The sequence below is a fragment of the Paenibacillus sp. 01T47 genome, assembly GCF_056398245.1.
The window spans coordinates 836,655-850,209 of record NZ_JBFTPA010000001.1 but is presented as its reverse complement, the minus strand read 5'-3'; the positions used below and the strand labels follow the sequence as shown (position 1 = coordinate 850,209).

At 49.1% G+C, this 13,555-nt stretch carries 12 protein-coding genes; 1 reads left to right on the top strand and 11 read right to left on the bottom strand.

Annotated elements, in window-relative coordinates:
- Positions 1-8: 8 nt before the first annotated feature.
- From AC1DOV_RS03580 to purS, 9 genes are all read right to left on the bottom strand, one after another.
- Positions 9-938, bottom strand: a complete 930-nt coding sequence (locus AC1DOV_RS03580; RefSeq protein WP_441884075.1) for a polysaccharide deacetylase family protein — start codon at positions 936-938, stop codon at positions 9-11.
- A gap of 198 nt (positions 939-1,136) precedes the next feature.
- On the bottom strand, positions 1,137-2,402 hold the full coding sequence (gene purD, locus AC1DOV_RS03575) for a phosphoribosylamine--glycine ligase (RefSeq protein WP_441884072.1): 1,266 nt from the start codon (positions 2,400-2,402) through the stop codon (positions 1,137-1,139).
- Between the two features lie 192 nt (positions 2,403-2,594).
- On the bottom strand, positions 2,595-4,142 hold the full coding sequence (purH, locus tag AC1DOV_RS03570) for a bifunctional phosphoribosylaminoimidazolecarboxamide formyltransferase/IMP cyclohydrolase (RefSeq protein ID WP_441884069.1): 1,548 nt from the start codon (positions 4,140-4,142) through the stop codon (positions 2,595-2,597).
- Between the two features lie 93 nt (positions 4,143-4,235).
- On the bottom strand, positions 4,236-4,847 hold the full coding sequence (gene purN / locus AC1DOV_RS03565; RefSeq protein ID WP_441884066.1) for a phosphoribosylglycinamide formyltransferase: 612 nt from the start codon (positions 4,845-4,847) through the stop codon (positions 4,236-4,238).
- Entirely contained in the window at positions 4,847-5,890 is a 1,044-nt protein-coding gene (gene purM, locus AC1DOV_RS03560; protein ID WP_441884063.1) for a phosphoribosylformylglycinamidine cyclo-ligase, read from the bottom strand. The genes purN and purM overlap by 1 nt, the downstream gene beginning before the upstream one ends.
- 65 nt (positions 5,891-5,955) lie before the next feature.
- Entirely contained in the window at positions 5,956-7,440 is a 1,485-nt protein-coding gene (gene purF / locus AC1DOV_RS03555) for an amidophosphoribosyltransferase (protein ID WP_076271096.1), read from the bottom strand.
- Positions 7,422-9,668 (bottom strand): phosphoribosylformylglycinamidine synthase subunit PurL, encoded by a 2,247-nt coding sequence (gene purL / locus AC1DOV_RS03550; RefSeq protein WP_477549177.1) that lies wholly within the window; start codon positions 9,666-9,668, stop codon positions 7,422-7,424. The genes purF and purL overlap by 19 nt, the downstream gene beginning before the upstream one ends.
- Complete coding sequence (gene purQ, locus AC1DOV_RS03545) at positions 9,646-10,341, bottom strand: phosphoribosylformylglycinamidine synthase subunit PurQ (protein ID WP_076271098.1); 696 nt, start codon at positions 10,339-10,341, stop codon at positions 9,646-9,648. The genes purL and purQ overlap by 23 nt, the downstream gene beginning before the upstream one ends.
- A gap of 4 nt (positions 10,342-10,345) precedes the next feature.
- On the bottom strand, positions 10,346-10,591 hold the full coding sequence (purS, locus tag AC1DOV_RS03540) for a phosphoribosylformylglycinamidine synthase subunit PurS (protein WP_175598164.1): 246 nt from the start codon (positions 10,589-10,591) through the stop codon (positions 10,346-10,348).
- A gap of 228 nt (positions 10,592-10,819) precedes the next feature.
- Between purS and AC1DOV_RS03535 the strand changes: the two genes are divergently transcribed.
- Positions 10,820-10,969 carry a hypothetical protein gene (locus tag AC1DOV_RS03535; RefSeq protein ID WP_477549176.1) on the top strand — a complete coding sequence of 50 codons (150 nt, stop codon included), beginning with the start codon at positions 10,820-10,822 and terminating at the stop codon, positions 10,967-10,969.
- Positions 10,970-11,344: 375 nt separating this feature from the next.
- Here the strand turns inward: AC1DOV_RS03535 and AC1DOV_RS03530 are convergent, their stop codons facing one another.
- Both AC1DOV_RS03530 and purB read right to left on the bottom strand, forming a co-directional pair.
- Positions 11,345-12,241 (bottom strand): phosphoribosylaminoimidazolesuccinocarboxamide synthase, encoded by an 897-nt coding sequence (locus AC1DOV_RS03530; protein ID WP_076271099.1) that lies wholly within the window; start codon positions 12,239-12,241, stop codon positions 11,345-11,347.
- A 15-nt stretch (positions 12,242-12,256) separates the two neighbouring features.
- The gene (gene purB, locus AC1DOV_RS03525) at positions 12,257-13,552 is read right to left on the bottom strand and encodes an adenylosuccinate lyase (protein ID WP_076271100.1); all 1,296 of its coding nucleotides are present in this window, start codon (positions 13,550-13,552) and stop codon (positions 12,257-12,259) included.
- Positions 13,553-13,555: the final 3 nt, after the last annotated feature.

Genomic DNA, 13,555 nt, shown 5'->3' with positions numbered 1-13,555 from the left:
GTTCCCAGTTAAGCCAATTGATCGGCAGTCACTAACGTATAACCCATATTTTCCAAAAGATCAATGATAGCAGGTAAAGCGTGTACCGTATTTTTAACATGTTTGCTTCCAAAAGAATGCATTAATATCATACCATTTGGTTTAGCTTCTTTCTTAATCATTTTAATCATATCGGAAGACGAGGTGCCCGCCCAGTCGCGCGTGTCGATATTCCAGCCAATTAGTTCACGATGATTTTCTTTCACTAATGCTTTAACTGTATCCGATACCGCCCCATAAGGTGCGCGGACCATTGCTGGTGTTATGCCGATCGCTTCTTTAATTGCGTTGTCTGCTTCTTTAAATTGTTCAATAATTCCCTGCTCGTCTAGCTTAGATAAATCCTTATGATTATTTGTATGATTGCCAATTGCATGCCCTTCGTCTACAATACGCTGCAGCACTTCTGGATTTTTCGTAACTTGTTGCCCGACTACAAAGAAAGTGGCCTTAACTCCTTTTTCCTTCAGGATATCCAAAATATCGGTTGTATAACGCTTGTCTGGACCATCGTCGAACGTGAGCGCGATAAGTTTTTTACCTTTGTCAGGCTTTGATGCTGCTATAACTTGATCCGGCTTGTCCAGCTTTTCCGTTACAGGAACTTCAGGTTTTCCCTTGTCTGGTTCGACTGGCTTATTATCCACATCGCCATGAATGATATCACCGTCTTTGCCTCCGTTGTTACCGATAATAACGACATCTCCGTCACCAGTGGTTCCGCTTCCCGTTTCTGGCCCTTTCTCGTTGTTCCCATTATCTACAATGGAATTTTTCTCACCTGTCAAAAGCGTTGATAAGCTTAATCCGCCTTTTGCCCCACAAGCACTGAGGCTCATGATTACTACAATCGATAGAACTCCTAAAAACAAAAAACGACGCTGTCTTACTTTTTTCATTACACTCACCTTCTATTCCTCGCTGATAGATTCATTGTAACGCTGCGGCATATTGATAGAGTTACAAATTAGTAACACCTTTCGAGTGATTTTGACACACTTGGCACAAAAATAGGCGAAAATAAAAAAAAGCCAACCAGAGATTTCTGGTTGACCAAAATAAAGGAAAGACCATATTTTTATTTCGTACTAAGCAACTTAGATTAGTGCTTTAGCTGCGATGTCCGTTCGGTTTTGCTTGCCTTCAAAATCGATCACGCTAACCGCTTCATACGCGCGTGCACGAGCCTCTGCAATGTCGCGGCCGCGGCCAACGATACCTAGAACGCGTCCGCCGTTTGTAACGAATTGCCCATCCTTTTCAGCAGTTCCAGCATGGAACACGAGAGCTCCCTGCGCTTCTGCTTCTGCAAGACCGGTGATTACGCGACCTTTTGGATAAGAAGCTGGATACCCTTCCGATGCGACAACAACACAAACGGCTGCTTCCTCGCTCCACTGAATATCAAGCTGATCCAAATTGCCATTCAGCGATGCAAGCACGATGTCGATCAGATCCGTTTGCAAACGAGGCAGTACAACCTGCGTTTCTGGATCTCCCATGCGAGCATTAAATTCGATCGTTTTTGGACCGTCCTTCGTAATCATAAGACCAGCGAACAAAACGCCGCGGAATGGACGGCCTTCGCTGACCATCGCTTTTGCCGTTGGAATGATGATGTTCTGAATCGATTCGTCAATAATGGCTTGATCGATATGAGGCAGCGGTGTATAGGTACCCATGCCGCCTGTATTTGGACCTTTGTCTCCATCAAAGATGGGCTTATGATCCTGTGCTGGAACCATAGCGCGAACCGTCTCACCGTCAACGAAAGCGAGAATGGACATCTCTTGCCCTACTAAGCATTCCTCGATAACGATTTGGCTTCCTGCTTGGCCGAATACTTTATCAACCATCATGTCGCGCAGCGCTTGCTCCGCTTCCTCTAGCGTAGCTGCAACCGTAACGCCTTTGCCAGCTGCGAGCCCGTCAGCTTTAATAACGATAGGAGCGGATTGCTCGCGAAGGTAAGCGGATGCTGATTCATAATCGGTGAATGTTTCATATTTCGCCGTAGGAATATCGTATTTTTTCAATAGATTTTTCATGAAAATTTTGCTGCCTTCGATTTCAGCCGCATTTTTGCGAGGACCGTATGCCACGATTCCTGCTGCTTCGAATGCGTCTACGATACCATCTGCAAGCGGATCATCTGGACCTACAAAAACAAGATCAATTGCAGCATCCTTTGCAAACTGAATAAGCTCATCAAATTGATTGACCGCGATCGGTACAATTTCAGCTAGCTGAGCAATACCTGCGTTGCCCGGTGCGCAAAAAATTTCTACTACCTTCTCGCTTTTCTTAAGCGCCCATACGATTGCATGCTCTCGTCCGCCGCCGCCAACTACCAAAATACGCATAACCGATAACCTCCCAAATGACTAAATACAAGTAAAAACGCCTTCGGCGACCTTTGTACGCTGAAGCAGCTTTGACGAATAAAAACAAGCCCTTTATAAGCTAACAAACTTATTTTAAAAAATGCAGCCGCCGCCCGCGCCAGCTGTCTGTCGTTAACGTGCGGCTGCCTATTTGAATAGCTGCGCCAGGTTCTAGTGTTTAAAGTGACGTACGCTTGTGAACACCATCGCGATGTTGTTCGCATTAGCCGCAGCAATCGACTCTTCGTCTTTGATTGAGCCGCCTGGTTGAATGATCGCTGTGATGCCAGCTTTAGCAGCAAGCTCTACCGTATCGCCCATTGGGAAAAATGCGTCCGATGCAAGTGATGCTCCTTTTGCCGCTTCGCCAGCTTGTTCAATTGCAATGCGTGCTGCGCCGACGCGGTTCATTTGACCAGCGCCAACGCCAATCGTCATATCGTCCTTCGCAAGCAAAATCGCATTCGATTTTACATGTTTAACAACTTTCCAGCCGAATAGCAGCTGTTTCAGCTCTTCCGCAGTCGGTTTGCGATCTGTAACAAACTGCAAATCTGCTTCTGTAACCGAATGAACGTCGCTCTCTTGTACGAGCATACCGCCGTCAACTGAAGTAACAAGCCATTCCGGCTTGCGCTCACCAGCTGCCGAAAGCTCTCCCAGCTTCATCAAACGGATATTTTTCTTCTTCGTCAAAATCTCAAGCGCTTCAGGCGTAAAGTCAGGCGCGATGATGATTTCGAGGAAAATACCGCCAAGCAGCTCAGCTGTGTCTGCACCGATCGTACGGTTAGCAGCTACGATACCGCCGAAGATCGACGTTGGGTCTGCTGCATACGCTTTTTGATAAGCTTCATGGATTGTAGCGCCGATTCCTACGCCGCAAGGATTCATATGTTTGACTGCAACGACCGCTGGCTCGTCGAATTCTTTTAGAATTGCGAGTGAAGCGTTGGCATCGCTAATATTGTTATAGGAAAGCTCTTTGCCGTGCAGCTGCTCAGCAGTCGTTACGTTGCCTGCTGCTGCAAGCGGCTTGCTGTAGAATGCAGCTTTCTGGTGCGGGTTCTCGCCGTAACGCAGATCCTGTACCTTCTCATAAGTAACGGTGTACGTTTCAGGCAATGATTCGCCCACTTGCTTGGTCAAGTAATCAGAGATAAGGGAATCATAAGCCGCAGTATGACGGAACACTTTGGCAGTCAGGCGTTTGCGCGTCTCAAGCGTCGTATCGCCTTGTGCTTTCAATTCCTCAATCACCGTACCGTAGTCGGCTGTATCTACTACAACCGTTACGAATGCGTGGTTTTTGGCAGCTGAACGAAGCATCGTCGGGCCGCCGATATCGATATTTTCGATTGCATCCTCATAGGAAACATCAGGTTTCGCAATCGTTTCTTTGAACGGATACAAGTTAACGACAACGAGGTCGATGTAATCCAGACCAAGCTCCTTCATCGTGTTCTGATGCTCTTCATTGTCACGCACCGCGAGCAAGCCGCTATGTACGGCCGGGTGAAGCGTTTTGACACGACCATCCAAAACCTCCGGGAAGCCCGTTACATCGGAAATACCGATAACCGGAATGCCTTCCTTTTGCAGCAGGCTGAATGTACCGCCCGTCGAAATAATTTGCACACCTTGGCTAGCCAGTTCTCTAGAAAACTCCACGATTCCTGACTTATCCGAAACACTAATTAACGCTCTGCGAATTGCCATGCAAATCCCTCCTCATCTATTTGACCAAACAATTTCTCTTCTCCAAATATTGCATCCACACTTGCCGATATTAGATCTTATTTCAATAAACGATTAGCCGTTTACTGTCACATAACGACCATTCAGTGTGACGCGACCCTTCGCGATATGCTGAATAACTGAGGGCAGCAGCGCTTGCTCGGCTGCGTGAATACGCTCCGCGAGTGATTCTTCCGTATCTCCGTCCAGCACTTCGACTGCCTGCTGCGCGATAATTGGTCCGCTGTCCATGCCGCCGTCCACGTAGTGAACGGTGACGCCAGTCAGCTTAACGCCATACGAAAGTGCCTGCCCGATGCCGTTCACGCCGGGAAATGCCGGCAGCAGCGCCGGATGAATATTAATCATCCGACCATAAAACGGCTCAACCAGCAAAGGCGTAATAATGCGCATGTAGCCTGCAAGCACGATCAGCTCCACGCCGCGCCGCGCTAGCTCAGCGATAATTTCCGTCTCATAAGCTTCGCGAGACGGGTATTCCTTCGGCGTGAACAGGAACGTGTCCACACCTGCCTTCCGTGCGCGCTCCACAACGGGAGCGGCAGGCTTGTCACAAACAAGAAGCTCGATGGTTACATCGAGCTTCCCTTCCTGCACCGCATCTACAATCGCTTGGAAATTCGTACCTTGTCCCGAAGCGAAAACAGCGATGCGAAGTGCTCCCATTATACTTCCGCTCCCGTAAACGTTACGATGCGGCTTCCTTCCGTAACCGTTCCGATACGGTAAGCCTGCTCACCAAGCTCAGAAGCGATGCGAAGTGCTTCATTTGCTTGATCAGCTGGAACAACAACAACTAGACCAATACCCATATTGAAAGTCGTGAACATATCACGATTCGTAATCGCGCCTTTATTTTGCATCAAATCGAAGATTGGCAAAATCGGCCATGAGCCGTATTCCACATCAACGTTCACACCGTCAGGAAGTACCCGCGGAATGTTCTCGATAAAGCCGCCGCCAGTAATATGCGCCATGCCCTTCACTTCCACTTGCTCAACCAGCTTAAGCGCCGATTTCACGTAGATGCGTGTTGGCTCAATCAGCACATCGCCTAGCTTCGCGCCGCCAAGCTCTTCAAGCTCTTGATCAAGCGAATAACCTGCGTCTTCAAGCAGCAAGCGGCGAACGAGCGAGAAGCCGTTGCTGTGAATACCGCTGGAAGCAAAACCGATAACCGCATCGCCAGCAGCGATAGTTGATCCGTCGATCATTTTTTTCTTATCCACAATACCTACTGTAAAACCAGCGATATCGTATTCTCCGCCTTGATACATGCCCGGCATTTCAGCTGTTTCGCCGCCGATGAGTGAACAGCCAGCTTGTACGCAGCCTTCTGCAATACCTTTAACGATCGCTTCGATTTTCTCAGGAACGACCTTGTCGCATGCCAAGTAATCAAGGAAGAACAACGGCTCTGCGCCTTGTACGATAATATCGTTCACGCACATGGCTACGGCATCAATGCCGATCGTGTCATGCTTGTCCATGGCAAAAGCAAGCTTCAGCTTCGTTCCGACGCCATCTGTTCCAGACACGAGTACAGGCTCATCGTACTTGTCCTTGTTTAGGCTGAACAGTCCGCCAAAGCCGCCAAGCTCTGCCAGCACCTCTGGACGGTAAGTCCGTTTTACGTGCTTCTTCATCCGTTCAACCGCTTCGTTGCCTGCCGCGATATCGACGCCGGCTTTTTTGTACGCTTCTGACACTCTCGGTCAACTCCTTAACTAATTTAGGAGCAGCAATCGCTCCATGAGGTTAATCATTTATGTTATTAACAGCTGCAGCTTTTGTCTGATTCTTCGTTAACTGGTGTTGGGTAGTCATTATCGAAGCAAGCTAGGCACATGCCGCGATTATAAGCCCCATCATTGCCGCCAACAGACTCAACAAAACCTTCATTGCTTATAAAAGATAATGAATCAGCATTAATTTGCTTGCGGATTTCCTCTACTGTCCTTGAAGAAGCAATGAGCTCTTTGCGGTCAGGAGTATCAATTCCGTAGTAGCATGGGTTTTTGAAAGGCGGCGATGTGATGCGCACATGCACCTCAGTCGCTCCTGCTTCACGAAGCAGGTTTACGATCCGCAGCGATGTTGTGCCCCGAACGATTGAATCATCAATCATAACGACACGTTTGCCTTCCACTACTTTACGAACGGCAGACAGCTTCATTTTTACACCCTTCTCGCGAAGCTCTTGAGAAGGCTGGATGAATGTCCGGCCGGTATATTTGTTTTTGATAAGGCCAAGCTCGTATGGAATACCGGTTTGCTCCGCATATCCAATTGCTGCTGAAATACTCGAATCCGGCACACCCGTTACGATATCCGCATCAACAAAAGATTCGGAAGCAAGCTGGCGACCCATCCGTTTGCGGGCCATATGAATATTAATGCCGTTGATATCACTATCAGGACGGGCAAAATAAATATACTCCATCGCACAAGTTGCGCGGCGGTCAACCTCCGCGTAACGTTCCTCGCGCATGCCGTCTGCATCAAGAATGAGCAATTCACCAGGCTGTACATCACGCTCATACACGGCACCAATTGTCTCGAATGCACACGACTCCGACGAGAATACATAACCTTCGCCAATACGGCCCATAACAAGCGGACGAAGAGCATGCGGATCAGCTGCAACGAGCAGCTTGTCGTTCGTCATAATCAAGAAAGCAAATCCGCCAACGATGCGCTGCAGTGCTTCCTTCGCAGCCGTCTCGAAATCCTTCGATGAACGTGCAATAAGATGCGCGATAACTTCCGTGTCGCTGGACGTTTGGAAGATCGAGCCGGACATCTCAAGCTCACGACGAATTTCCGGCGCATTCACGATATTGCCGTTTGTAGCAACCGCAAGGTCACCGTCGCGATAGCGGAAAATAAGCGGCTGTGCGTTCGCAAGCTTACTTTCTCCCGCTGTCGAATAACGTACATGGCCGATAGAGCGGTCCCCGGCAAGCATATCAAGATTTTCCTTGTTGAATACTTCTTTTACGAGACCCATACCGCGGTGATAAGCGAACTTATTGCCATTTTTCGTATCAACCGTACAGATTCCCGCACTTTCCTCACCGCGATGCTGAAGCGCATGAAGACCATAATAGGACAGGTTGGACGCTTCGGGGAGATTAAAAACCCCGAAAACGCCACATTCCTCACGCAATTTATCAAACATATCGTCACGGCCAATACCTTCGTTATAGTGGTCGCCCGTCCATAACAAAGGTTCCTGTCTTATTTGTTCATCAGACATGGAATCGCATCCTTCCAGACCTTCTCCAGTTGTGTTACCGGCGCCTGAATGCCGGATTTTCCGTTTACGCTTATGGTCAGGCTGCTGCCTTTAACGTTACCAACTTGTGCATGAACAACGCCTTGCTCTGTAAGCCATGCTTGCAATGCCGCTGCTTGATCCGGCTTAGCCGACAGCAAGATACGGGATTGCGATTCGCTGAACAATAGGTGATCAGCACGTAGATCAGATGACAATGCCACTTCTGCGCCTAGACGGCCGCTAATGCATGATTCTGCAACAGCTACCGCAATACCGCCTTCGGACAAGTCATGAGCCGATGCTACGAGACCTTTTTGAATCGCGCCAAGGACAGCATCCAGAACCTTCTTCTCTGTAGCAAGATCGATTTCTGGAGGACGGCCAGCAGCAGCGCCTTGCGTAACGTACTGGAATTCGCTTCCGCCCATTTCCGCTTTTGTTTCGCCTACGAGAATAATAACGTCGCCCTCTGCTTTGAAGCCTTGCGTTGTGATGTGATCGATGTCGTGTACAAGACCGACCATACCGATTACTGGTGTCGGGTAAATAGCACCCTTCGCGTTCTCATTGTACAAGCTTACGTTACCGCCGATAACTGGTGTGTTAAGCACGACGCAAGCCTCGGACATCCCGTCTGCCGATTTCTCAAGCTGCCAGAATACTTCTGGCTTCTCAGGGTTACCGAAGTTAAGGTTGTCAGTTACAGCAAGCGGCTCAGCGCCTGAGCACACGATATTACGTGCAGCTTCTGCCACCGCAATACGTCCGCCTACTTCTGGATCTAGATATACGTAACGTCCGTTGCAATCCGTTGTCATCGCAAGCGCTTTGCGCGTACCGCGAATCGTTACGACTGCCGCATCGGAGCCTGGCTGAACAGCTGTCGATGTACGAACCATGTAGTCATATTGATTGTAAACCCACTCTTTGCTAGCAACTGTCGGGGAAGCAAGAACCTTCTCCAGCGCGCCAGTCAAATCCGTTACTTCATCATATGCCGATGTATCTACTGCGGCATTCTCGCAGTAATATGCAGGCTCTTTCGATGGTTTGTCGTATACAGGGCACTCGTCAACGAGCGCTTTAACCGGCATATCGGCAACCTCTTGGCCTTGGTGGAACAAACGAAGACGACCGTCATCCGTTACTTTACCTACTTTGGCGCAAATAATGCCCCAACGATCAAAAATTTCCTTCGCTTGCGCTTCATGCTGCGGCTCTACGACGAAGAGCATACGCTCTTGCGACTCGGAAAGCATCATTTCATAAGGCGTCATGCCTGTCTCACGCTGCGGTACCTCATCAAGGTAAAGCTCAAGGCCGTTGCCAGCTTTCGAAGCCATCTCAGCACTGGAGCAAGTAAGACCCGCTGCGCCCATGTCTTGAATACCAAGAACGATACCGGAGTTGATCAGCTCAAGCGTTGCTTCCATAACCAGCTTCTCCATGAATGGATCGCCGACTTGAACAGCTGTACGCTTTTCTTCTGATTCCTCGGAAAGCTCAACCGATGCAAAAGTAGCACCGTGAATACCGTCGCGGCCAGTAGCAGGACCAACGTAGAATACCGGGTTGCCTACCCCTTTTGCGACACCGCGCTGAATTTTATCATGATCGATTAGGCCAACGCACATCGCGTTAACGAGCGGATTGCCCTCGTAGCTCTCATCGAACATAACCTCGCCCGCAACTGTCGGAATACCGATACAGTTGCCGTAGCCAGCAATTCCGCTAACGACGTGCTCAAACAAATATTTAACGCGCTCATTTTCAAGACGGCCAAAACGCAAGCTGTTCAGCAATGCGATTGGGCGTGCACCCATGGAGAAAATGTCGCGGATAATGCCGCCTACGCCAGTTGCAGCGCCTTGGTAAGGCTCAACCGCTGATGGATGGTTATGCGATTCGATTTTGAATACAACCGCTTGGTTGTCGCCGATATCGACGATACCCGCGCCTTCGCCCGGTCCCATGAGAACGCGAGGTCCTGTGATCGGGAATTTTTTCAAAATAGGCTTGGAGTTTTTGTAAGAGCAATGCTCTGACCACATAACGCTGAATACGCCGATCTCCGTGTAGTTTGGCTTACGGCCAAGAAAGCCGCAAATGAGCTCAAATTCATAATCGGATACACCAAACTGGCTGTAAATTTTTTGCTCGGCAATTTGCTCCGCTGTCGGTTCCTTAGCTGTTAACTGCTGCGCCATGTTGTTCCCTCCATGCATTCAAAATCGATGTAAACATCCGTTTGCCGTCTTCCGAGCCAAGCAATTGATCAACTGCACGCTCTGGATGCGGCATCATGCCTACTACGTTACCTGCTTTGTTGCTAATGCCCGCAATGTTCTCTACAGAACCGTTCGGATTCGTGTCGCCCGCATAGCGGAAAATAATTTGATCGTTCGCTTTAAGCTCAGCAAGCGTTGCGTCGTCGCAATAGTAGTTGCCTTCGCCGTGTGCGATTGGAATATTTATAATTTCACCTTGCGAATATTGGTTGGTAAATGCTGTGTTGTTGTTTACCACTTCAAGCGGCGCTTGATGGCAGCGGAACTTCAGTCCGTTGTTGCGAATCAAGGCGCCTGGCAGAAGGCCAGCCTCCGTCAAGATTTGGAATCCGTTGCAAATGCCTAGAATATATTTGCCTGCTTCGGCTGCTTTTTGAACTTCCGCCATAACAGCAGCGAATTGCGCAATTGCGCCGCAGCGCAGGTAATCGCCGTAAGAGAAGCCTCCAGGTACTAGAATCGCATCATAAGAAGACAAGTCTGTAGCTGTGTGCCATACGTAGTCAACCGACTGGCCGATCGTGTCTTCGACTGCTTTGTAGCAATCGATGTCACAGTTGGAGCCTGGAAATACAAGTACTGCAAACTTCATCGCCCTATCCCTCCAGCTCAAAACGGAAATCTTCTACAACCGTGTTTGCAAACAGCTTCTCGCACATAGCTTTAATGCGTACTTCCGCTTCTGCGCGGTCAGTCGTATCAAGCTCAAGCTCCAAATATTTGCCGATGCGTACTTTTTCGACTTCAGAGAAACCAAGTGTGTGAAGCGCTCCTTGTACAGCGGTTCCTTGTGGATCCAAAACGTTTTGCTTGATAGTGACGTAGACGGTTGCCTTCATAATAGCCTCCTGAAAATGTGGGTTTTTTCTCGCAGCAGATTTTCGTCAAAATGTGATTGCCGCTCGGGCGTGGGAGTTATTGCTTACGCCGCTTTCGAAGCCGGGAAATTCTGATTACACGCTTTGCGGTAATTTCCCGGCTTCAAGAAGCGATCGCTGTCGCTCTCCAGCAACAACTTCCCACTCTCCGAGCTCACACACTTTGAGATAAAACCTTTGCGAGGGTGGTCGGTGAAGCGTTTGTTTGGCGGCCGCGCTATCGCTGGCCACCATGATTATTGTGATTGGCCTGTGCTTGCACTGCCAGTCAATATTTTTGCTGCAGCCCTGCACTTTCGTGCTCAGGCTGTTGTTAATGGGGTGCAGCAGCGCTCTCGCTGACTGCCTGCCTTAGCGGCATGCGCTTCAGCACCCCTATGTCAGCGTCATCGCTCTCGCTCGACGTTGTTAAAGTCATTCCATCCGGCCTTCATCGCCGGATTTTCATATAACGGGAGTTCCTACCGTTAAATCAATCATAAATGCAAGTTTGCTGCGAATAGCGGGAATTTCGGGCGTTATTTGCATCAATTTCGGCGTCCTAGCTCGATTTCACAGCATTTAACGCCCGTTTTTCCCTTTAATTCAATTATGAATGCTAATTTGCTGCGAATAGCGGGAATTTTGGGCGTTAATTGCATCAATTTCGGCGTCCTAGCTCGATTTCGCAGCATTTAACGCCCGTTTTCCCGTTCTTCACTAAGCTAACAAAGCTTCCTACAGCTCTACGCCAGTAAGACGGCGGTAGATATCGCGGTAGCGGGACGTTGTTTCAGCTACTACGGAATCCGGCAGCGGTGCTGGCTTGCTGTCGCGATCCCAATCTGAGCCTAGCAAGTACGTGCGAACCGGCTCTTTGTCCATGCTGTCGATCTCGATATCCAGCGCATAATTGCCTTCCGCCCAGAAGCGGGAGGAGTCAGGCGTGAAGATTTCGTCGATCAAGATCACTTTGCCGTCGATGAGTCCAAACTCGAATTTGCAATCGGCAAGGATGATGCCATGCTCTGCGCAATAGCCATGAGCGTATTCGTACAGCTTGATGCTGCGGTCACGAAGCTCCTCGGCAAGCTCAGCACCGACCATTTCAGCCATTTTCTCAAATGGGATGTCCTCATCGTGACCAACGTCGTTTTTCGCTGCCGGCGTAAAAATTGGAGCAGGAAAACGTTCGTTTTTGCGGAGGCCCGCTGGAAGCTCTATACCGTTAATCGCTGACGTTTGCTGATACTGTCTCCAGCCGCCGCCAGTGATATAGCCGCGAACCACACATTCGATATCGATGCGCTCCGCTTTGCGGGTAACCATAATCCGGTTTTTGAGCAGCTCCGGCTCGGTTACGAGACCGCCAAGCTTCTCCACATCGGTATGAACGACGTGGTTCACTTGAATGTCAGCGGTTTGCTCGAACCAGTAAGCGGACAAACGGTTCAGCACATTGCCCTTGTCCGGCACTGCCGGGTCAAGCACGTAGTCGAATGCGGAAATGCGGTCGGTTACGACGATGAGGAAATGCTCGCCCAGATCGTACAGCTCACGAACCTTTCCTTTGTAAATCAGCGGAGCTTTAATATAATCGACAGCTGTCGATAGAGCTTGCGATGGTGCAGTCATCAGGCCAGCCTCCCCTTAAATCAATCCAAGACGTGTGAAAATCGTATCAACATGCTTTAGATGCCAAGCTGGATCGAAGCAATCATCGATTTCTTCTGTCGTCAGCACGCTTGTAATTTCCTCTGTCTCACCAATGAGTTCGCGGAATTGACGTTTTGTTTCCCATGCCTGCATTGCACGCGGTTGAACCGTGTCATAAGCTTTCTCACGACTGAAGCCTTTGTCGATCAGCTTCGTCAATACGCGGCCAGAGAATGGCACGCCATATGTCGCTTGCATGTTGCGCTTCATGTTTTCCGGGAACACGGTCAGGTTGTTGATGATGTTGCCCAAACGGTTCAGCATGTAGTTAAGCAGCATCGTTGCATCCGGCAAAATAATACGTTCAACAGACGAGTGGCTAATATCGCGTTCATGCCAAAGGGCAATGTTCTCGTAAGCTGTAACCATATGTCCGCGAATAACGCGGGACAAACCGGAAATGTTCTCGCAGCCGATTGGATTGCGTTTGTGCGGCATTGCGGATGAACCTTTTTGACCTTTTGCGAACGCTTCTTCTACTTCACGGAACTCACTCTTCTGCAAAGCGCGAATTTCAGTTGCAAACTTATCAAGCGAAGAGGCTACGAGTGCAAGAGTCGCCATATATTCAGCGTGACGATCACGCTGCAGCGTTTGTGTTGAGATTGGAGCTGCGGTAATGCCAAGCTTCTTGCATACAAATTCTTCAACAAAAGGATCGATATCTGCGAATGTACCTACCGCACCGGACATTTTACCGAACTGCACGTTGTTCGCAGCATGGTGGAAACGCTCCAGGTTACGCTTCATTTCCTCATACCAAAGCGCCATTTTCAGACCAAAGGTTGTTGGTTGCGCGTGTACGCCATGCGTACGGCCCATCATCGGCGTATCCTTGTATTGCAATGCTTTGTTCTTAAGAATTTCGATAAAACGTTCGATATCTTTCACAAGAATCGCGTTAGCTTGAAGAAGCAAATAACCGATAGCTGTATCTACAACGTCCGTAGAAGTAAGGCCGTAATGCACCCATTTGCCTTCAGGGCCTGCTTTCTCAGATACGGCGCGTGTAAACGCGATAACGTCATGACGAGTGTCCTGCTCAATTTCATAAATCCGATCGATATCGAAATCAGCTGATGCGCGAAGCGCGACAACGTCTTCCTTCGGAATAACGCCTAGCTCAGACCAAGCCTCGCATGCGCAAAGCTCAACTTCCAGCCATGCTCTGAATTTATTTTCCTCTGTCCAAATAGCTCTCATTTCCGGTCTGCTGTAACGATCTAACATGAT

Bases quoted from the DNA above. Each gene is read 5' to 3' on its own strand.
- purH (WP_441884069.1), bottom strand. From the start codon at position 4,142: ATGGCAATTCGCAGAGCGTTAATTAGTGTTTCGGATAAGTCAGGAATC.
- purB (WP_076271100.1), bottom strand. From the start codon at position 13,552: ATGTTAGATCGTTACAGCAGACCGGAAATGAGAGCTATTTGGACAGAG.
- AC1DOV_RS03530 (WP_076271099.1), bottom strand. From the start codon at position 12,241: ATGACTGCACCATCGCAAGCTCTATCGACAGCTGTCGATTATATTAAA.
- purQ (WP_076271098.1), bottom strand. From the start codon at position 10,341: ATGAAGTTTGCAGTACTTGTATTTCCAGGCTCCAACTGTGACATCGAT.
- purD (WP_441884072.1), bottom strand. From the start codon at position 2,402: ATGCGTATTTTGGTAGTTGGCGGCGGCGGACGAGAGCATGCAATCGTA.
- purN (WP_441884066.1), bottom strand. From the start codon at position 4,847: ATGGGAGCACTTCGCATCGCTGTTTTCGCTTCGGGACAAGGTACGAAT.
- AC1DOV_RS03580 (WP_441884075.1), bottom strand. From the start codon at position 938: ATGAAAAAAGTAAGACAGCGTCGTTTTTTGTTTTTAGGAGTTCTATCG.
- purF (WP_076271096.1), bottom strand. From the start codon at position 7,440: ATGTCTGATGAACAAATAAGACAGGAACCTTTGTTATGGACGGGCGAC.
- purL (WP_477549177.1), bottom strand. From the start codon at position 9,668: ATGGCGCAGCAGTTAACAGCTAAGGAACCGACAGCGGAGCAAATTGCC.